The sequence below is a fragment of the [Clostridium] hylemonae DSM 15053 genome, assembly GCF_008281175.1.
In the GTDB taxonomy this organism is placed as follows: domain Bacteria; phylum Bacillota; class Clostridia; order Lachnospirales; family Lachnospiraceae; genus Extibacter; species Extibacter hylemonae.
Genome location: NZ_CP036524.1, coordinates 3213869 through 3232484, shown reverse-complemented (window position 1 = coordinate 3232484; position 18616 = coordinate 3213869). Strand labels below are relative to the sequence as shown.

Below are 18616 nucleotides of genomic sequence, written 5' to 3'. Positions count from 1 at the left end.
AGGAATGTGCATGAGAATCGTCTGTATTGGTGACAGTCTTACATATGGGTATGGAGTAAAAAGGGCGTCCGTCTGGACTGCCCTTGCTTCGCGTGCAATGCCTGGAAGTGAGATCGTCAATAAAGGAATAAACGGAGATACGACAGGGGGCATGCTGTCCAGATTTGAGACAGACGCGGCAGGCAGCGGGCCGGATGTGATATTTGTGATGGGAGGGAGCAATGACATCTTTTTTTCAGGAAGCATCGCAGAGGCAAAATGTAATATGGCGGCAATGGTATTTCGCTGTATGCACCGCAGGATCAGGCCGGTGATCGGCAGTCCGCTTCCTGTGTATGAAGCCGGGCTTTCTGACAAATGGAAGGCGTTCGCGTCCGGAGAGTGCGTCGGCCGGCTGCTCGGGGAATACAGCGACTGGCTGATGGCATTTGCGGACAGCTTCGGTGTGCCGCTCATAGATTTCCGTCAAAGTATTCCGGATGATCCCGCCGGTACCGCGTCATTTTATCTGGACGGCATCCATGCTTCCGAAGAAGGGCACAGGCGGATGGCCGGACTGTGGGCTGAAAGCATAATGAAGCTTGTGGAATGATACAGGGATGATTACGCAGGTTTATTTCGTATGATATAATGAACACAATGAGCCAGGCGCGAAGCATTTGGCGAATGTACAATAATCATGAGCTGTGCTCATGATATAATGAGTATAAAATATGGACAGAAAAGAGGTTGAACGATGAGAAAGATTATCAATGATGCGGACAATGTAGTACAGGAGATGATGGAAGGGTATGTCAGCGCTTACAGCAGATATTACAGAAAGCATCCTGAGGTGAACGGTGTCATCTTAAAGCAGAGGAGAAAGGACAAGGTGGCCCTTGTCATCGGCGGCGGGAGCGGACACGAGCCTATGTTTTCGGGATTTGTCGGTAAGGGACTGGCGGATGCGGCCGCCTGCGGCAATATATTTGCGTCTCCGGACCCGAACACTATATATGAGACGGCAAAGGCGGTGGATAATGGCAAGGGGGTTCTGTTCGTATACGGCTGCTATGCGGGAGACAATCTGAACTTTGACATGGGAGAAGAATTTCTGAATGACGACGGGATCAGGACGGCGCACGTCCGTGTGTGGGACGATGTGGCAAGCGCGCCCAGGGACAGAATATCAGACCGGCGTGGGATCGCGGGGGATGTGTTTGTCGTAAAGACCGCGGGAGCTGCGTGCGATGCGGGGCTTGACCTGGAGGAAGTGACAAGGATCGCAGAGAAAGCGCGTGACAATACGAACACCATAGGAGTGGCCACCGCCCCGGCTCAGCTTCCCGGTGTGGATAAGCCTATATTTGAACTCGGCGAAGAGGAGATCGAATACGGGATGGGACTGCACGGGGAGAGAGGCGTACTCAGGACGAAATGGGAGCCTGCGGACGTACTGGCTGAGAAGATGTATGAGCAGATCAAGGAAGATACAGGACTCGGGGAAGGGGAGGAGGTCTGTGTGCTCATAAACGGACTTGGCTCCACGACGATAACCGAGCTTGCGATCGTATTCCGTAAGGTGAAGGAGCTTCTCGATAAGGACGGCGTCAAAGTATATGATACGGACTTGAACCACTATTGTACGAGCCAGGAGATGGGCGGATTTTCCATTACGCTGTTCCGGCTCGATGAAGAGCTTAAGAAATACTACGATATGCCTTGTTACAGTCCGTACTATGCCAAGGGAGAGCTGACCGGGAGCGCGTACGAGGCGGAGGACGAAGAGGCAGAAGCAGAGCCGGAGGATACCGGGGATGAGGCCGGGGACGAAGAAGAGCCGGTGCTTTCGAGGACGAAGAAAGGGACGATCACTGAGCTTACGGCTGAAGATGCGAGAGAGATGCTCATATACATAGCGGACAAAGTGATCGCAAAGAAGCCGTATCTGACGGAGATCGACAGCGCCATCGGAGACGGCGACCACGGCATCGGAATGGCAGGGGGCATGAAGAAGGCCAGGGCGAAACTGCTCAGGATGAAAGGCGAGGAGAACGTATACGCCATCTTTGAGGCGGCCGGGAAGGCGATGCTGCTGTCCATGGGCGGCGCCTCCGGAGTTATCTTCGGAAGCCTGTATCTGGCAGGCGCCAGGGACACAGAGCCGGCGGCATCCATCACGGCCGGAGAACTGGCGAAGATGGAACGAAAGAGCCTGGCAGCAATAAAAGAGCGGGGCAAAGCGGAAGTCGGCGACAAGACAATGGTAGACGCCCTGGCGCCTGCCGTGGAGGCAATGGAAGCCAACAGCGGCAAAGGCCTGCTCGAGATGACGAAGGCTGCGGAAGAAGCCGCAAGACAGGGCGTGGAAGATACGAAGAACTATGTGGCCAAATTCGGACGTGCAAAATCACTGATGGAACGCGCCATCGGATACCAGGATGCAGGAGCCACATCCGTATGGCTCATCTTCCAGGGCATGAGAGAATTCATAGAAGGATAAAAGGGGACACGTTAAAACCGAATTGGGGACGGGGGAAATTTAAATTTCCCCCGTCCCCAATTCACTTGTAAATCCTTCCAGATAGTTTATAATAGAAGAGAAATATGGAGGGACAGGATGTGGATAATGTGGACAATATAAATAAAAAGACAATTTTGATAGTGGAAGACATGGGGATGAACCGTCAGCTTCTCTCGGTGATCCTGGGAAATGATCATCATATACTCGAGGCAGAGAACGGGCTTGAGGCGCTCGGGATACTGGAAAAAGAGTATAGGAATATAGCGCTTATAATGCTGGACATCATAATGCCTGTCATGGACGGCTTTGCATTCCTGGAGCGGGTAAAGCAGATACACGAGTATAAAGATATACCCATTATATTTGTAACGGCAGAGACTTATAAGGAAAATATTTTAAAAGGGATAGAATATGGCGTCTGTGATGTGATTGCAAAACCGTTTGATCCCTATCTTGTTACAAACCGGGTAGACCAGCTGATCAGACTGACGGAGAACCAGAAGAGAAAACGGGCCGGCCGGCCACAGCCGACGCGGCAGAAGGAGCGGGGCCTTGTGCTCCTCGTGGATGATGCGGAGATGAACCGTGTCATATTAAAGGAAGTGCTGCGCGGCGAGTTCGGGATCCTGGAGGCGGCAGACGGGCAGGAAGCGCTGGAGCACCTTGACTCCCGCGGGGATGAAATAGCGGCAGTTCTTTTGGATGTTATAATGCCTGTCATGGACGGGATTGAAATGATGAAGGAAGCCAGAAGCCGGAGCCTGCTGGAAAATATACCGGTAATCGCCATCACCGCCGAGAACTCCGCGGTTAAAATGCAGCGTATCAAGGACCTGGGTATCTGTGAGATCATACATAAACCATTTGACCCTTCTGTTATAAAAAACAGAGTCAATAATATGATCGAATTATACGAAATGTAAAATTGAGTAAAATTGGGGACGGGGGAAATCTAGATTTCCCCCGTCCCCAATTCGTTTTAACGTGTCCCTTTACAATGACTCAAATGTCTTTTTTGCATCGCGGATCAGTTTATCGAACTTATCTGCCTGCCAGGCGGCTCTGCCTGTGAACAGTCCGTCGATGGACGGCTGTACGATGAGGTCGTTCGCGTTGCCTGGATTGACGCTGCCGCCGTACAATACGGGGATGTCTGCTCCGGCGCTGCCGAAGATCTCCAGCAGTGTCTGCTTGATCACCTTGTGCATTTCTTCCGCATAGTCTGCCGTTGCCGGTGTACCGTTGACTCCGATGGACCACACTGGCTCATATGCGACCCAGATATTCGGAATCTGTGTTTTGGGTACATCGTGAAATCCGACTTTGAGCTGCGTGCGGAGCACTTCCGCGCTGATGCCGTAATTTTTTTCCTCTGCGGTCTCGCCGATGCAGAGCAGAGTTGTAAATCCGTGGTCAAGCGCTGCTTTTACTTTTTTATTTTCTTCCATATCTGTTTCGCCGAACACGTGTCTTCTCTCGGAATGTCCGATCATGACGAGGTCAAGCCCGAGTTCTTTCAGCATGAGAGGAGAGATCTCTCCGGTAAACTGCCCCTCATCTTCCCAGCACATATTCTGTGCCCCGAGTTTTACGTATGTACGGTCCACATTTTTTGTGGCGCTTTCCAGCGTCGTGTAGGAAGGGATAATGAAAAGCTCGATTTCATCACGGCTGATATCCTTTGTGTACGCTACGAGATCTTGAAGGTACTCCACGGTATCGTGAATATTCTTGTACATCTTTAAGTTACTTCCAAAATATAATTTTTTCTGCATGACTGCCTCCTTGTGCGAATCTGATGTAAACTGATCTGTAATCTGAGTCTATTATATATGATAATACGTGAAAACGCAACTTTAAACCGTGAAATAATTAACAAAACGAAAAAACGAAAGCAAACGAAAAACATATATAAAAATCCGGGTTAAAATGCACAAAACAGTATTGTTGAAAATATGTAAATGTACTGAAATTACAAAAAACGGTTGCATATCAAAAGAAACGAATGTAATATGAAGTCATAAAGAAAGAAAAACGAAAAACAAAACAAAAACATAAACGAAAGTAAACGAAAGGAATGAAGAAAATGAGCGAGCAATTCAAACCAGTGACAGCAATTACCATGGGGGACCCGGCAGGTATCGGACCGGAGATAGTAGTAGGCACGATGCTGAGCAAAGAGATCCACGAGTGCTGCAAGCCATTTGTGATCGGAAGCAGGGCGATCATGGAGAAAGCGGCCAAAGTGCTTGGCAAGGAGCTTCAGTACAATTTGATCTCAGATCCTTCCGAGGCAAAGTACGAATACGGCGTTGTAGATATAATGGAGACCGGCGATTATGACACGGATTCCATTGAATGGGGAAAAGAGCAGAAGCTGGCAGGCCAGATGGCGATCGACTGGATCATGAAGTCCATTGAGCTTGGGCTGGCCGGGAAGATCGATGCAGTGTCCACATCACCGATCCACAAAGGTGCAATCAAACTCGTTGGCGTAAAAGAACCGGGGCACACAGAGATTTACCAGAACGCGACAAACTCCCCGTATGCACTGACGATGTTCTCCTGCCACAAACTGAGAGTATTTTTCGTCAGCCGTCACATGTCCCTTGTGGACGCATGCCACTATGCGACCAAAGACGTGATCCTGGAAAATGTTATCAATATCGATAAAGAGCTCCGCAAAGTAGGAATCGAGAATCCGCTTATCGCGGTTGCGGGATTAAATCCGCACAACGGAGACAACGGTCTGTTCGGGACTGAAGAACTGACAGACATCGGACCGGCGGTAGAGGCGGCGAAGGAAAAAGGAATCAACGCGGTAGGGCCTTGTCCGGCAGATTCTGTATTCAATATCGGAAAGTCAGGAAAGTTTGACGCTATCCTTTCTCTCTATCACGATCAGGGGCACATTGCCTGCAAGACACTGGATTTTGAAAAATCCGTGACACTCACCTTCGGCCTTCCTTTCATAAGAAGTTCCGTAGACCATGGCACAGCGTTCGACATCGCAGGTAAAGGCATCGCAGGTTCCATAAGTCTTATCGAATCTACGAAAGTAGTTGCCGAGTATGCTGCAAAACAGCATGAAAGAGAAGAAAACTAAGAGACTGTGTTTATAGAAAGAGAGGGATAAAGATGCCTTTAATCGGTGCGGTAGCTGATGATCTGACCGGGGCAACCACCACGGGTGTGCTGCTTGCAAGGTCAAAAGCAAGGACGGCGGTATTTTTCAATGAGGAAGCGGCAGAAAAAGCAGAAGGGCTGGATGAGCTGGATGCAGTTCTCATAAGCAGCAACAGCAGAGCGCTTCCGGCAAACGAAGCATACGAAAAAGTAAAGTCCGGAACACAGGCGCTTAAGCGCATGGGAGTTAAATATTTTACGAAACGTATCGATACGACGCTGCGCGGCGGAGTCGGGATCGAAGTGGACGCAATGCTGGATACCGCCGGAGAAGATGCGGTCGCAGTTGTAGTCCCGGCCATGCCTCAGTCGAGAAGAATACTCGTTGGAGGTTATTCCGTCATCGACGGTGTGGCACTTGTCAATACCCCGGTGGCACAGGACGTGCGCACCCCGGTTAAGGAAAATTATATACCAAGGCTGCTCTGTGGCCAGACAAAACGCAAGGTCGGCCTCGTGACGCTTGATAAAGTATTAAAAGGAGAAGAGGCGGTCAGGAAAGCGCTGGAAGAAGAAAGAAACGCAGGATGCGGCGTCATAGTAGTCGATGCGATCACGCTCGGGGATGTAGAAGAAATTGCGAAAGCGTGTATAGAACTTCGCTGGAATGTAGTGGCAGTGGATCCGGGCCCGTTTACGTCAAAGCTTGCTTTCCACCGCGGACTGATCAAGGAGGAAGAACCAAATGTTCCACCTGAGACTGATGAGAACGGCAAGACGGTACTTATCGCGGCAGGCAGCGCGACACCAGTCACAAAGAAACAGATGGAGGTACTCTGTGAGGACAAAAGACATGTCCGCATCAGCGTAGACCCGCTTCCCCTAATTGAAGGCGGCGACGCGGCCATGGACGAAGCGTTCAAAGCGGTACATAAAGCGGTAGAACTGATGGAATCCGAGACCCAGCCAAGGGCGATCCTCTTTGAGACAGCGCTGCACGGAGAGCTGCTGAATCTGGATGAAGAAGATAACAAGAGACATTATGCCGGCGGTATGAGCGCCAACAGAATCAACGCGGGACTCGGCACGATCATTTCACAGGTGCTTGAGCAGGCCGGCAGAGAGAAAGTAGCGGGACTTTACACAACAGGCGGTGATACGATGGTCAATGTTTGTTACCAGCTTGGTGTTGAGTGTATAGAAGTAATGGATTATGTCATACCGCAGACGGACGTCGGACGCCTGGTGGGAAGCTATGACGGACTCCCTGTCGTGGGAAAAGGGGGACTGACAGGCAACGATAATACAGCCTGTGACATTGTGAGCCGGCTGTTCCGTGAATCAGCAAGAAAATAACAATTTGGAGGAAGTGAGAAAATGGGAGAACAGACAACAGAAGTAAAGAAAACGAAAGACCTTGACCTTTTGAACAAGATGAAAAAGCTGCCGGGCGGACTTGTTATCATACCGCTTGTGATCGCAGTATTGATCGCGACATTCGTGCCGCAGGCATTCCAGATAGGAGGATATGTAACGGCGCTGTTCTACGAGGGAAACTCGGCGATGATGGGATTCTTCCTCATCGTGTGTGGTTCCACTATCAATATCAAGCAGGTAGGCATGCCTTTGTATAAAGGTGTCACGCTGACCGGTATGAAACTTCTGCTTGGAATATTATTCGGGCTTGCAGTAGGAAGGATCTGCGGACCGGATGGATTCCTTGGCATAACACCGTTCGTAATGATCGCGGCGATCACGAATTCCAACGGATCTCTGTACATATCCCTGTCTTCACAGTTTGGTAATGCTACAGATACGGGAGCGATCTCTATCCTGTCACTGAACGACGGACCGTTCTTTACACTCGTTGCACTTGGAGCGACAGGACTTGCCTCTATTCCGATCAATTCTCTGATCGCTACACTCGTTCCGATCCTGATCGGATTTATCTGGGGTAACCTGGACGCTGGCTTCCGCAAAGCATGTGCGACCGCGCAACCGATCGTCACCTTCTTTATGACGATATCCATCGGCGCCAAGACAGATGTGAAGACGATCGTGACCGCAGGGGCGGCAGGTATCGTACTCGGACTTATCTCAGCAGCGCTGGCAGTTGTGTTCTTCTTCGTGTTCAACTTACTTCTTCCAAAGAAGGAAAGAAACGCTATGGGAGCCGCGGTAGGTACGACAGCGCTCAACTCTGCCATGACACCGGCGGCGGTCGCGGAAGCGGACCCGACCATGGCACAGTACACAGATATGGCGACAGCCCAGTGCGCTACGGCATCTATCATTACACTGTTCCTCTGTCCGTTCATCGTGGCGTTCTTCGATAAAATGATGCAGAAGAAGCAGAAAGGTATCTACTCACCGGAAGGCTGGGCACACTACAAAGTTACAGGTGAAGCAGCGCCGTCAGAGATGTAATAGAACAATTCATTATAAGCAAGTGAAAAAAGTCCTCTAATATGTTACAATGATTTCGTAATGTATGAGAGGACTTTATTATAAGGAGCATAACCATGGAAGAAAAGCTGACTGTACAGATGACAAAAGAGGCATTGTTTGATTTCCTTTTATATCATACATACTCTAAATTTTCCGGTTTCCTGACAAATGTCCTCGGGGCCGCGGTGGGCATTATGGGAATTATTCTGCTGGCCACGGGGAAGATAACACCGGTGTATCTTCTGTTTTATCTCGCCGCTGCCGCCGCATTCATCGCATTCACTCCGCTTCAGCTGAAGCACAGGGCCAAAAAGCAGGTGGAGCTTAACAGAGAATACCAGACGGAATGGAACTATACATTCGACAATGAGGGCATCACTGTCATACGCGGAGAAAAAACGGAAAATGTGGCATGGGATAAGATAGAGCGTGTGGTGACCACGCCGAAAACAATAGGGATATATTACGGAAAAGAACACGCGTTTATCATTCCGAAGCAGGCCTTCGGCGACCGCTTTATGGCTGTTATGAAGATAATAGCGCAGCATATCGATCCGCAGAGGGTCAGACTGAGATAGTTGACCGGTATATAAATCACAGAGACAGAGGGTAGTAAAATGGAAGAACGCAGACGTACGATACTGAGAGAACTGGACGAAAAAGGAAGAGTGCGGGTTGCTGAACTGAGCAGGGAACTTGGGTGTTCGGAGGTGACGATCCGAAACGATATCAAGAATATGGATATGGAAGGCCTGCTGCAAAGAGTCCACGGAGGCGCCATAAAACGGGAAGAAAGCCCGGTGCGCAAATATTCGGCGGAAAGCATTTACCGCCATACGGACCGGAAAAAGAAGATCGCAGCCTGTGCGTATGATTACATCGAGGACAGGGACACGATCATCATTGACGACGCGTCCAGCAGCTTCTATCTGGCGGTTCACATTAAGAACCATCCGGAAAAGCGCGTGGCCGTTGTCACCAATTCCCTTCTCGTAGGAAATGAGCTGTCCGGGGCAAAGCATGTTGAACTGTACATGGTCGGCGGTCATGTGGGCGGACATCTCGCCGCGACCATGGGAGACGCGGCGCTGGAAAATATGCAGAACTTCCATGTGGACAAAGCATTTATCGGAGTCCACGGCATCAATTTTGAGGCGGGCCTGACTTCCATAGCCACACCGCAGATGCAGGTGAAGCACGCTATACTGAACGCGGCGAAAGAAGTGTACGTGCTGGCGGACAGCAGCAAGTTCGGCGGGGGCTACCTTTCTGTGATCTGTCCGCTTACGGATGTGCATTTGATCATTACAGATGACGAAGTGGCAAAAGAGAATGTAAAAATAGCGAAAGAACTGAATGTACCGCTTGTGATAGCGTGAAAAAGTACAGGCTGGAAGGAGAATGACGATATGGCGAAATACGTATGCGCGATGTGCGGAAATACGCTGGGAATGATGGAATCTATCAACAGGGAATTCCAGGATGACGGAAAGGGCAGAGGACTTTGTCTGAAGTGTCATCAATATTTTACGAAAAATGTAGCCGGAAGACTTGAGGCAGTCAACGGCCCGAGAGAATTTAAGATGGTCCAGGAGAGCGTATTAGATCAGGTAAAGACAGAAAAAGGGACTGCCGGATACGAGTATGTGAAAGATTTTTTTAAATACAAAGAAAAAGAGTTTGCAAGCGGCGGGGAGAACGGCCGGTGGGAAATCTGTCCTGTGTGCAGGGATGCGAGGGATCCTCAGGATGATGTGTGCCCCACGTGCGGTTATCTTTACTCGGACCGCAAGGTGCTGAGCAGGGAAGACTACATAAGGGCGGCGGAAGGAAGATATGAGCAGTACCAGAAAAATCCGCTGTATGAGTATAAAGTAGAGATCATCGTGGATTCTGCTCTTACGGGTACGGTGAGGAAGGAAGAACTGCAGAGAATGTTGTCCGTATATGCTATGGATGGCTGGAGGCTGCACACCGCACTGACAAATGAGGCGGGCAAGACGGTGCTCGCCGCTGCAGGGGTGGGCGCAAATGCAACGGTAGACCAGACCGTGCTCATATTTGAGAGATGTATTAAGAGTCGGGAAAATTAATAAAATAAAAAAATGGCGGCAGAATCTGGCTGAAGATTCTGCCGCCATTTTTTATCTGGTCATGGCAAGGTGGCGGACCGCCCCCTGATGATCCGGCCTCACATCCAGTATGCCGCCAAGCAGCAAAGCGGCCTTTTCTTTTTCGCCCAGGCCGAGCCTGCCGAGCGCCATCAAGTATTTACAGTAAATATCATTGCGTGTTTTGATGTCTTCCGGGAAGACTTCTATCTCCGGCAGCGACACTGCGAAATAGTCGTAGCTTACATCGTCAAACAGGTGCTTTTCTCCAAAGGCAAGCAGCTGATGATAACATTTCTTCGCGGCAGCCATATCGCCGAGCTCTTCATTTGCAAATCCCTGGTAAAGGATCGTATCGGACGGCTGGTCGTTATAGTAGAGCACACTGGATGGCTCCGTCAGCCCGTCGGATGCTTTTTTAAAATATGCTTCAGCGTTTTTCGGGTCATTCTTTGCCTTGTATGCTCTGCCGATATAATAGTCGGCAATGGTATCCTGCACATTTGGAAGTTTTCCCTCCCCGAGACTGACCGGATATTCTTTTGTGGCTTCGAGCAGTCCGATGGCTTCATCGAAGGAACCGGACTTAAGAAGACGGACTGCTTTTCCGGTAAGGGCGAAGCGGTACTGTGTGCTGACTTTGCCTTCCCCGCCTTCCCACGGGTGGAACTGGTGGCCCGTCAGACAGCCGAGTGCCTTATCGTACTGGCCGGTATTATTGAGAAGCGTTATATATTCGATATACAGCGCGTCGCGGTATGTCACAAGGGTAAGGTTTCTTTCAAGGAGATCCAGCCTTTCTTCCGCGGAGACGGCCGCTCTGGCGCAGAGCTGGTCGTATTCCAGCAGGAACCGGGAACTGGACGGGTCAAGCTCCAGCGCTGTCTTCATGCAGCTCAGCGCTTTTTCTATATCCTTCTGCTTATTATAACAGTAAATTGCAAGATTTCTCCAGTTCATGGCAAAGTCCGGCGCGAGCTCTGCCGATACTTCCCAGTGCGCGGCTGCCTTTTCATATTCCCTCTTATCATACAGCAGACAGCCGAGATAATAATGCGCCAAGGGAGCTTCCGCAAGCAGACGCACAGCGCTTTCAAGGATAAGTATCTCTTCTGCGCGGTTCGGGAAGCAGTAGGAAGGATCCGCGGCCTCGCCGAGCCGGTGCATCCGGACTGCTTCTGTCAGGCTGCCCGCCTGCTCGTGGATATAACCCTCATAATAAGAAAGCATTGGAGAAGTGTCCGGGCAGGAGGAGAGTATGCGCAGCGCGTCCTCATACAGGCCCGCCTTCATATAATCAAGAGACAGCTCCAGGTAATTATGAGCCGGACCGCGCATCGTTGTCTTCCATTCTGTCAGGTCCCCAAGGCGCAGCCCGTTCTCGTAGCGGGTGCCCATGTCGAGCGGGTCGATCTTCACGGTTTCTGCCAGCAGAGAAGTATTGTCTTTTCCGAGACGGCGCAGCAGCGCTGCCTTTAACGTTCTTGCTTTCATGTTGTGCCAGCCGCGGAGCAGGGAATTGTCTGCAAACTCAAGTGCTTCCCTGAACAGGCCTTTCCGGCAGGACAGACAGGCGAGCCAGTAGAAACCGGAACTCTGGGTCTCATAGCTCCAGGTAGACTTATAGAAAGCGTCAAAGGCTGCGTCTTCCTCTCCGGTCATCACAAGGGCAAGGCCGAGATTAAAGTAGCTTTCTCCGCAGTAAGGGTTCGGATTCTTCCACGTCTGTTTTTCAATGGCCTTTTTAAAATAAGTGATACTTTCCGCAAAATTCCCTCTTCTGTACTGGAGAAGACCATAGCCGTTATTGAGGCGTATATCAGACGGGTCGCGTCTCAATCCCTCCAGATAATAATCTTCCGGTCGGAACGTAGCGTGACGGTACTGTTCCAGGTGAAGCGCGCCGAGATACAGTTCCTCCGTTGTCTTAAGCTGCTCCGGTGGAAGGAGAGGTTCCGCCGGTTCCGGCGTCGGTTCAAGCTCCGGCGCTTTTTCTGTGTAGGATACGAGCAGACGCCCTCCGGCATCGCGCAGTTCGGCGGTGCATCCGCTCAAGGCGGGAAGCTCTGTCGCGAAAGAGAATTCATAATAAGCGGCGGGAGTGAGATCTGCCCGGTCTGTGAACAGGATATCCCCGCCCTTCTTCACAGTGATAACGGCATCTTTGTATTCGCCGGAGGCGTACGCTCTCAGTATACATCTGCCGCCTCCAAGCTCCGCGCCGATGGCCGCGTCCTTCGTGGCATTCTTTACTCGGCCAACGTGCTTATAGGGCATAAAATACTGGGTAAATGTCTTTTCCTCGTACGGCTTCAGCCAGGTGAAATCAGGCTGGTTGTCTGCATAGACTCCGGTCATCAGCTCGATATACGGCCCGTCTGTTTCTGTCAGACTGCGGTCCCACGCCTGCCCGAAATCGCTGTTTCCCCATGTCCACTGCTTTTTGCCCGGGGAAATGTGGTGGTCGGCCACATGCAGCAGGCCTGCGTCCACCTGTTCGTCAAAGTTACCGATAAAATCATAGTCAGAATGGGCGGCCATATAAGAAGTCGGCACTTTTATGTTGCGGTAGCAGGAGATATCAATGCCCTCGGAGTAATCGTATTTGTAGTATTCTCCCGTGGCGACAGGGAAGGTGGATACTGCCCGTTTGCCGTGGTCCATGACAGCGTGGACATCCGGAGGGAATACGGAATATGTATAGTCGTTCACCGGTACGGCCGGATTGGCCCACCAGAGAAATGTCTGGGGTGTGTCCGTCCGGTTGAACAGGCGGCCTTTGATCTCGATATAAGCTTTGCCCGGATGGAGCGTAAAGGAAGCCATTCCCTTTGTGCCGTACATTTTGTCTATCTCGCTTACATATACGGTGGAGGAGCCGTCGGCGTTTTCTTCCCAGTAAAAGTCAGTCGGGGAGCAGGTCGTCGGCCGGTGGTGCTGCGGCCAGTTAAACTCGATGCCTCCGGATATCCAGGGACCGGTAAGCCCCACGAGAGCCGGTTTGATCACATGGTTGTAATATACAAAGTCATAATTGTTAGTCTTATCGAGGGCGCGCTGGATACGGCCGCCCAGCTCCGGAAGTACCATAACGAGCAGATAGTCGTTTTCCAGATAGACGGCGCGGTATGACACGTCTTCTTTTTCGTCGGATATCTTTTCCGTCACCGGAAGCGGGTACACTTTACCGGTACTCCCCTGATAGGCGCGGTTTTCTATAAATAATGGACTTTTTTCCGCCGGGTACACTTTGTAGGTGGGAATGGTCACATTTTCTTCCCATACGTGAACTTTTTCAAAACTCATTTCTGTCTCCTTTCATATGCATGAGCTGCAGGCTGCATTGTTCTCAGTGTCTCTTTCTGTATCAAGAGTATCACAGCAGGCAGCAGGTTAAAATGTCATAAATGATAAAAAGATGGACAATATTGTACAGAAAGAATATAATAAACCAAAGATTACCGAGACAAATATTGAAAAAGAAGGCAGGCGCTTCAGGATGAATGAAATAACCGGAAAAGCAGATGGATTTAAAGACGAAAAGTATATCATAATTCCGACCGAGTCATTTTCAGACTATGCGGAACATCCGCTCGTGCGCACGATCTACCCGACGGATGTGGGATTCTTTCCGAGGGCGCGCGCCCACTACCGTGAGCGTGAAGATGGCGCACAGCAGTATATCCTCATCTATTGTACGGAAGGAAAAGGGTGCATCGAGGTGGAGGACCGGACATACCACATCGGCCGTTCGGATGCCTTTTGTATCCCGAAAGGCAGGAGGCATAAATACTATGCGGATCCGGAGGATCCGTGGAGTATACTGTGGGCTCATTTTAAAGGGGAGGTCACGCTCTGTTATCCGTTAGAAGAATGCAGAGTGGTACATATGAATTCCAGACAGAGCGACAACCGGATGATGGTGCTGTTCAAGCTGCTGTTCCGCGTGTTGGAACGGAACTATACACTCGGGAATTTTATCTACATATCCCAGGTGCTCTCCCTTATATTGTCAGAGATCTATTTCAGGGAGAAGACAGACGAAAGCACAGTGCAGGACCGGCACGTTACAATGGTGATCCGGTTTATGTATGAGAATCTGAAACGGAGTCTGACGCTGGAAGAGATATCGGAAGAAGTAAAGCTGTCGAGAAGTTATCTGAATACTATATTTAAGACGCAGACAGGGCGGTCGCCAGTGGAGTTCTTCATCCACCTGAAAATGCAGGAGGCGTGCAAGCTGCTTAAGGCGACGGATATGTATATCTATGAAGTGAGTTCTGAGCTTGGTTATGAAGATCAGTATTATTTTTCGAGAATATTTAAGAAGGTGGTGGGAGTGTCACCGAGAGATTATAAAAACGGGGACTACTTTTACTGTGAGTGACAGCGTGTCATAGACGGCTTATAAGCTTTACCGCCTGTTCATACCGGTCTTCGTTCACATAGACAGAGTATGTCTGTTTGTGGTCGCTGTTCAGTCCATAACTGCCTCGTCCGCTTACAAACAGCAATGTAATGAACTGCATCCACCCACTGCCTGCATCTACCCGTTCCGTATATGGAATATTGTGATCGTTTAAGGTGCTTTTGACGCTGATAGCATAGGATAAAGATTCTGTTTGGATTAAACGTTTTTTATTAAACACTATAGACTCCCTTATATAATATTAGAGATAATAAATAGTTTCAGACGACAGTTGTGTACTTTCCTGTGCGGGAAATGTCCGTATGCTGCCCAGGCATTTGTTATTTAATTATAAAAGATAAAATGCAAATAGTCAGATGTTTTCCTTGAAGTGCAGCATTGTGTCTTTGAATGGATTTCCTGAATGATTTTTTGTATCAAAATATGTAAGATATTCTGTTTTGTTGTCCCTCCATGTCCCTGAACAAACTGATAAGATGCAGTTATAAAAAACAAAGGAGGCCATACATTATGGAAGAAAATGCAAACTTTATACCGGAGATCTATATCGGTGAAAACGGAAACTGGTTCATCAACAATTACGACACAGGGGTAAAAGCAAGGGGTGATGACGGCATCACACCGCACATCGGCCCCAACGGCAACTGGTACTTAGGAGAAACAGATACACAGGTGGCGGCAGCCGGACCAAAAGGGGAGAAAGGCGATACAGGACCGATGGGCCCGCAGGGAGCTACCGGTGCGACGGGTCCGCAGGGACTGACGGGTCCGCAGGGATTGACAGGTCCGCAGGGTCCGACCGGAGCAACAGGCCCGCAGGGGGCGACAGGGCCAAAGGGAGATACAGGGGCTACAGGCCCGCAGGGGCCGACAGGGGCGACAGGGCCGAAAGGAGACCCGGGTGCGGCCGGACCCCAGGGGCCAAAAGGTGACAAGGGAGATACCGGAGCGGCCGGTCCTCAGGGAGTACAGGGAATCCAGGGCCCGAAGGGCGACAGAGGTGAGCAGGGTCCGGCCGGCCCGGTGAACATTGCCAATGATCTCGAGACGACTGTAGAAGGCTATGCGCTCGACGCCCGGCAGGGAAAAGAACTGAAGGATATGATCGGTCAGCATTCCATTGTGGGGACCGGTAAAAATAAAAACGGGTATTATCGTAAGTTTGCCGATGGAACGCTGGAAATGTGGGGAGCGCTTTCTGTATCAGACGCGTCTGTTACTACCGCTTCAGGAAGCTTATATTCTACGCCGGGGTATGTGTTTAACCTGCCGTATACTTCTCTCACCGGCGTTTCGGTGTCACTTAATTTTGCGGGCAGAAATGGTGTATGGCCATCGGTCAGCACCGGGGGAGACCAGAGGTCTACGGTAGGATACTGGCTTCTTTTTACTGTGTCGGCGCGCATAAGCGGCACATTACATTATCATGCCTTTGGAACATGGAAATAACGACGCTGTTCAGGACAGACAAAAGTAAAACAGGTGCAGTTAAGCCGCGGGTGAAAACCGCGGCTTTTTAAGTGGAGTGAAATGCCGTCAGGAAGGCTTGAGGAAGCGTAATATAGTCCATCAAAAAATAACATATGGAATTCAGCTTACTGATCAATGATGATATAATCCGTATAAGAACTAACAAAACGTGAAAAGAACATTTAATATCAGTTAATTTAAAACAGGAGGATACGAAGATGAGTGAGAAGATTCCGGAGAAAATGTTGGGCATGAAGCTGCCGGGCGGAGCGAAGGTACAGCCGGTCACATGTGATGTGCCAAAGCCGGGTCACGGGCAGGTGCTTTTGAAAATGAAAGCGGCAAGCCTGTGCGGCAGTGATCTGAAGTACATATATTTTGAACATACGGATAAGACCGGAGGAGCGAGATATGATGATGTCATCGCCGGACATGAGCCGAGCGGACAGATTGTGGAAGTCGGTGAAAAGGTAGATGACTTTAAGGCCGGAGACCGGGTCGTTGTGTATCATATCCAGGGCTGCGGTTACTGTGATGAATGCCGCAAAGGCTTCTACATCAACTGTCAGCAGGCGGAGAGACGGGCGTATGGCTGGCAGAGGGACGGAGCGCTGGCCGAGTATATGGTGGCGGACGCGGCCACATGTATCCACCTGCCGGATTTTCTGACGTATGAGGATGGCGCCATGATAGCGTGCGGGTTCGGAACGGCTTACCAGGGTCTTTTGAGGGCCGGCGTATCCGGAAATGACAGAGTGCTTGTCATGGGACTCGGACCGGTGGGACAGGCGGCGGTCATTCTGGCCAAGGCGCTTGGGGCGCAGACGATCGGTGTAGATATCTCCGAGGAGCGGATGGAGATGGCCAGAAAGGCCGGAGCGGACGAAGTTGTCCTGGGCGATGACAATGCAGTGGATAACATTATGAAGCTGACCGGCGGAAAAGGGGTTGAGGCGGCTATCGACTGTTCCGGCAGCAGCATTGGACGCCACAGATGTCTGGAAGCTGCAAGGATGTGGGGCAATGTTGTATTTCTCGGGGAGCAGGGGACAGTGACGTTTGAACCGAGTCCGCTTCTGCTTCACAAGAACCTTACACTTCACGGCTCCTGGGTGACATCTGTGGGAAATATGGAAAAGCTGGTGGAACTTCTGGACAGGAAGAAAATACATCCGGGCCAGATCATTACGCACCGCTTTCCGCTGAGGGAGACGGATAAGGCATTTGAGGTATTTGCGACCGGCAGGACAGGAAAAGTATGTATCAACCATGAAATGGAATAGAAGAGGGATGAGCGATGGATGCTGTGGAACGAATCAGAGCGTGGCTTGAAGAAAAGGACTATGACGGCGTACTGCTGAACCGGAGAGATAATTACGCATGGGTAAGCAAAGGCGCGGAAAATAATGTAGTGGACAACAGTGAGAACGGCGCGGCGTACTATGTCATCAGACGGGATGGGATCGATCTGCTGGCGGACAGCAGTGATCTCTCCCGTATGGATGAGGAACAGAACCCGCTCGGAGGAAAGCCGGTGCTCATTCCGTGGTATGAACCCAAGGAGCTGTATATCGCGGATCATATCCGGCGGGGACGGTTTGTCTCTGACACGGGGATAGCAGGCACGGTAAATGTGCAGGAGGAACTGGTGGATCTGCGCCTTAAGCTTACGGAGGATGAGGTGCGGCGGTACGAGGAGGCAGGCGCGCTCTGCGCGCATATTGTGGAGGGCGTCTGCAAGGAGGCGGAACCCGGCATGACGGAGGCGGAAGCAGCCAATATGCTCAGATGCCGCTGCATCAGCCAAGGCATCAGTCCGGACTGCGTGCTCGTGGGATCGGATGAGAGGATCCTGTCCTACCGGCATCCTGTCCCCACCGGGAAAAAAATAGAGAACAGCCTGATGGTTGTCCTCGGGGGAGAGAAGTACGGCCTGAACGTCAGTCTGACAAGAATGGTCTATTTTACTCCGGTGCCGGAGCATATAATGGAAAGATATGAGAAAACTCAGTATATCTTTGCCTGTATGCAGATGATGATGCGGGAGGGGCTGACTTATAAAGAATACTTTCAGAATGTCATGGAATTATACCGGGAAGCCGGATACGGCGGGGAATGGAAGATGCACCACCAGGGAGGGCCTGCCGGATACGGATGCCGTGAGTTCATTGTAACCCCGGACAGCAGCAAGACGATCCATACAGGCCAGGCCTACGCATGGAATCCTACGATCCTCGGAACGAAGTGCGAGGAGACGACTTTTCTTGATGAAGATGGACTGCGGATATTGACGAAAACTTCAAAATGGCCCCGCCGGATAATAAATACGCCATATGGCAGTACAGAAGCGGCGGAGATCCTGGAAAGACAGCCCGGCATATAATGCCGGGTTTTCTGGCAAAATCACCATATTCTTTGCTCTTGTCGATAAAAACATGTTGACTTTCCATAAAATGGATGGTAAATTTATACTTAAATAAAGACTTTATTAAATAGTTTAATAAAGTATTAACGGAAAGTGCGTGTATA

16 protein-coding genes are annotated in these 18616 nt (G+C 50.4%); 13 read left to right on the top strand and 3 right to left on the bottom strand.

Going from position 1 to position 18616, the window contains the following annotated elements:
- Window positions 1–10 precede the first annotated feature (10 nt).
- The 3 genes from LAJLEIBI_RS15260 to LAJLEIBI_RS15250 all read left to right on the top strand — a co-directional run bounded on the left by LAJLEIBI_RS15260 (window position 11) and on the right by LAJLEIBI_RS15250 (window position 3426).
- The gene (locus LAJLEIBI_RS15260; RefSeq protein ID WP_006443023.1) at window positions 11–592 is read left to right on the top strand and encodes a GDSL-type esterase/lipase family protein; all 582 of its coding nucleotides are present in this window, start codon (window positions 11–13) and stop codon (window positions 590–592) included.
- A gap of 144 nt (window positions 593–736) precedes the next feature.
- On the top strand, window positions 737–2482 hold the full coding sequence (gene dhaL, locus LAJLEIBI_RS15255) for a dihydroxyacetone kinase subunit DhaL (protein WP_006443022.1): 1746 nt from the start codon (window positions 737–739) through the stop codon (window positions 2480–2482).
- 104 nt (window positions 2483–2586) lie between these two features.
- Window positions 2587–3426, top strand: coding sequence for a response regulator (locus LAJLEIBI_RS15250; RefSeq protein ID WP_006443021.1), 840 nt, complete (start codon window positions 2587–2589; stop codon window positions 3424–3426).
- 69 nt (window positions 3427–3495) lie between these two features.
- On the opposite strand, the gene tpiA is transcribed toward LAJLEIBI_RS15250, so the two are convergent.
- Window positions 3496–4278 carry a triose-phosphate isomerase gene (gene tpiA, locus LAJLEIBI_RS15245; RefSeq protein ID WP_006443020.1) on the bottom strand — a complete coding sequence of 261 codons (783 nt, stop codon included), beginning with the start codon at window positions 4276–4278 and terminating at the stop codon, window positions 3496–3498.
- A gap of 311 nt (window positions 4279–4589) precedes the next feature.
- On the opposite strand from tpiA, the gene pdxA reads away from it, so the two are divergent.
- The 6 genes from pdxA to LAJLEIBI_RS15215 all read left to right on the top strand — a co-directional run bounded on the left by pdxA (window position 4590) and on the right by LAJLEIBI_RS15215 (window position 10170).
- Complete coding sequence (pdxA, locus tag LAJLEIBI_RS15240; RefSeq protein ID WP_040434996.1) at window positions 4590–5609, top strand: 4-hydroxythreonine-4-phosphate dehydrogenase PdxA; 1020 nt, start codon at window positions 4590–4592, stop codon at window positions 5607–5609.
- A 32-nt stretch (window positions 5610–5641) separates the two neighbouring features.
- Window positions 5642–6985 carry a four-carbon acid sugar kinase family protein gene (locus LAJLEIBI_RS15235; RefSeq protein WP_006443017.1) on the top strand — a complete coding sequence of 448 codons (1344 nt, stop codon included), beginning with the start codon at window positions 5642–5644 and terminating at the stop codon, window positions 6983–6985.
- A gap of 21 nt (window positions 6986–7006) precedes the next feature.
- Entirely contained in the window at window positions 7007–8056 is a 1050-nt protein-coding gene (locus LAJLEIBI_RS15230) for a 2-keto-3-deoxygluconate permease (protein WP_138263215.1), read from the top strand.
- A 95-nt stretch (window positions 8057–8151) separates the two neighbouring features.
- A complete protein-coding gene (locus LAJLEIBI_RS15225) occupies window positions 8152–8655 on the top strand; it encodes a YcxB family protein (RefSeq protein ID WP_006443015.1) in 504 nt (167 codons plus the stop codon).
- A gap of 39 nt (window positions 8656–8694) precedes the next feature.
- On the top strand, window positions 8695–9456 hold the full coding sequence (locus LAJLEIBI_RS15220; protein WP_006443014.1) for a DeoR/GlpR family DNA-binding transcription regulator: 762 nt from the start codon (window positions 8695–8697) through the stop codon (window positions 9454–9456).
- 30 nt (window positions 9457–9486) lie between these two features.
- Window positions 9487–10170: a DUF4177 domain-containing protein gene (locus tag LAJLEIBI_RS15215; protein WP_006443013.1), complete on the top strand. Its 684-nt coding sequence runs from the start codon at window positions 9487–9489 to the stop codon at window positions 10168–10170.
- Window positions 10171–10221: 51 nt separating this feature from the next.
- Here LAJLEIBI_RS15215 and LAJLEIBI_RS15210 read toward each other — a convergent pair whose 3' ends face one another.
- A complete protein-coding gene (locus LAJLEIBI_RS15210; RefSeq protein WP_006443012.1) occupies window positions 10222–13494 on the bottom strand; it encodes a DUF5107 domain-containing protein in 3273 nt (1090 codons plus the stop codon).
- 112 nt (window positions 13495–13606) lie between these two features.
- Between LAJLEIBI_RS15210 and LAJLEIBI_RS15205 the strand changes: the two genes are divergently transcribed.
- Window positions 13607–14575: an AraC family transcriptional regulator gene (locus LAJLEIBI_RS15205; protein WP_006443011.1), complete on the top strand. Its 969-nt coding sequence runs from the start codon at window positions 13607–13609 to the stop codon at window positions 14573–14575.
- A 7-nt stretch (window positions 14576–14582) separates the two neighbouring features.
- Here LAJLEIBI_RS15205 and LAJLEIBI_RS18840 read toward each other — a convergent pair whose 3' ends face one another.
- Complete coding sequence (locus LAJLEIBI_RS18840) at window positions 14583–14717, bottom strand: hypothetical protein (RefSeq protein WP_006445171.1); 135 nt, start codon at window positions 14715–14717, stop codon at window positions 14583–14585.
- Between the two features lie 410 nt (window positions 14718–15127).
- Between LAJLEIBI_RS18840 and LAJLEIBI_RS15200 the strand changes: the two genes are divergently transcribed.
- The 3 genes from LAJLEIBI_RS15200 to LAJLEIBI_RS15190 all read left to right on the top strand — a co-directional run bounded on the left by LAJLEIBI_RS15200 (window position 15128) and on the right by LAJLEIBI_RS15190 (window position 18470).
- On the top strand, window positions 15128–16066 hold the full coding sequence (locus tag LAJLEIBI_RS15200; RefSeq protein WP_050765506.1) for a collagen-like domain-containing protein: 939 nt from the start codon (window positions 15128–15130) through the stop codon (window positions 16064–16066).
- Between the two features lie 239 nt (window positions 16067–16305).
- Window positions 16306–17370: a zinc-dependent alcohol dehydrogenase family protein gene (locus LAJLEIBI_RS15195; protein WP_006443007.1), complete on the top strand. Its 1065-nt coding sequence runs from the start codon at window positions 16306–16308 to the stop codon at window positions 17368–17370.
- A 14-nt stretch (window positions 17371–17384) separates the two neighbouring features.
- Window positions 17385–18470 carry a M24 family metallopeptidase gene (locus LAJLEIBI_RS15190; protein WP_006443006.1) on the top strand — a complete coding sequence of 362 codons (1086 nt, stop codon included), beginning with the start codon at window positions 17385–17387 and terminating at the stop codon, window positions 18468–18470.
- Window positions 18471–18616: the final 146 nt, after the last annotated feature.

What these genes read in the sequence shown, in the direction of transcription:
- LAJLEIBI_RS15260 (WP_006443023.1), top strand. Translation starts at nt 11, where the DNA reads ATGAGAATCGTCTGTATTGGTGACAGTCTTACATATGGGTATGGAGTA.
- dhaL (WP_006443022.1), top strand. Translation starts at nt 737, where the DNA reads ATGAGAAAGATTATCAATGATGCGGACAATGTAGTACAGGAGATGATG.
- LAJLEIBI_RS15250 (WP_006443021.1), top strand. Translation starts at nt 2,587, where the DNA reads ATGGAGGGACAGGATGTGGATAATGTGGACAATATAAATAAAAAGACA.
- tpiA (WP_006443020.1), bottom strand. Translation starts at nt 4,278, where the DNA reads ATGCAGAAAAAATTATATTTTGGAAGTAACTTAAAGATGTACAAGAAT.
- pdxA (WP_040434996.1), top strand. Translation starts at nt 4,590, where the DNA reads ATGAGCGAGCAATTCAAACCAGTGACAGCAATTACCATGGGGGACCCG.
- LAJLEIBI_RS15235 (WP_006443017.1), top strand. Translation starts at nt 5,642, where the DNA reads ATGCCTTTAATCGGTGCGGTAGCTGATGATCTGACCGGGGCAACCACC.
- LAJLEIBI_RS15230 (WP_138263215.1), top strand. Translation starts at nt 7,007, where the DNA reads ATGGGAGAACAGACAACAGAAGTAAAGAAAACGAAAGACCTTGACCTT.
- LAJLEIBI_RS15225 (WP_006443015.1), top strand. Translation starts at nt 8,152, where the DNA reads ATGGAAGAAAAGCTGACTGTACAGATGACAAAAGAGGCATTGTTTGAT.
- LAJLEIBI_RS15220 (WP_006443014.1), top strand. Translation starts at nt 8,695, where the DNA reads ATGGAAGAACGCAGACGTACGATACTGAGAGAACTGGACGAAAAAGGA.
- LAJLEIBI_RS15215 (WP_006443013.1), top strand. Translation starts at nt 9,487, where the DNA reads ATGGCGAAATACGTATGCGCGATGTGCGGAAATACGCTGGGAATGATG.
- LAJLEIBI_RS15210 (WP_006443012.1), bottom strand. Translation starts at nt 13,494, where the DNA reads ATGAGTTTTGAAAAAGTTCACGTATGGGAAGAAAATGTGACCATTCCC.
- LAJLEIBI_RS15205 (WP_006443011.1), top strand. Translation starts at nt 13,607, where the DNA reads ATGGACAATATTGTACAGAAAGAATATAATAAACCAAAGATTACCGAG.
- LAJLEIBI_RS18840 (WP_006445171.1), bottom strand. Translation starts at nt 14,717, where the DNA reads ATGCAGTTCATTACATTGCTGTTTGTAAGCGGACGAGGCAGTTATGGA.
- LAJLEIBI_RS15200 (WP_050765506.1), top strand. Translation starts at nt 15,128, where the DNA reads ATGGAAGAAAATGCAAACTTTATACCGGAGATCTATATCGGTGAAAAC.
- LAJLEIBI_RS15195 (WP_006443007.1), top strand. Translation starts at nt 16,306, where the DNA reads ATGAGTGAGAAGATTCCGGAGAAAATGTTGGGCATGAAGCTGCCGGGC.
- LAJLEIBI_RS15190 (WP_006443006.1), top strand. Translation starts at nt 17,385, where the DNA reads ATGGATGCTGTGGAACGAATCAGAGCGTGGCTTGAAGAAAAGGACTAT.